The 526-nt window shown below is 70.2% G+C and carries 1 pseudogene; it reads left to right on the top strand.

The features are described 5' to 3' along the window. Window positions 1–526: pseudogene (locus JCM25156_RS26795) on the top strand (ABC transporter transmembrane domain-containing protein); the annotation flags it as partial.

Here is a 526-nt window from a genome sequence, read left to right as displayed (position 1 = left end):
GTGACGGGGTGCTGGCGGGGATCCTGCGCGGTGGGCCGGGCCTGCTGCGGCGGCACCATACCGGCGAACTGACGGCGCTGGCGGTTGACCGGATCGAGGCGCTGGACGGTTTCTTTTCCCGCTGGCTGCCCGCTTCCGTATTATGGGTGGCGGCCCCCCTTGTCATCGGTCTTCTCGCCGCCCTGGTGCAGCCGGGTTCGGCGCTGATCATGGCGCTGTGCGGGATTGCCGTGCCGTTCGGGCAGGCGGTGTTCGGCATCGGGGCGGCCGTGGCCTCGCGCAACCAGTTCCTGGCCATGACCCGCCTTCAGGCCCGGTTTCTGGACCGGGTGCGCGGGATCGCCACCATTGTCCTGTCCGGCCGGACCGAGGATGAAACCCGCCGCCTCGCCGCAAGCGCCGAGGAACTGCGCCAGCGCACCATGAAGGTGCTGCGCGTCGCCTTCCTGTCATCCGCGTCGATCACTGCGCGCTGGTCGTGGCCCTTGTGCTGGTGGCGCTGCGCAACGGGACGCAGCTCGATGGC

The organism is Komagataeibacter kakiaceti JCM 25156 (genome assembly GCF_000613305.1).
Note: the sequence above shows the minus strand (reverse complement) of the source record. Positions and strands in the feature narration are given on the sequence as shown.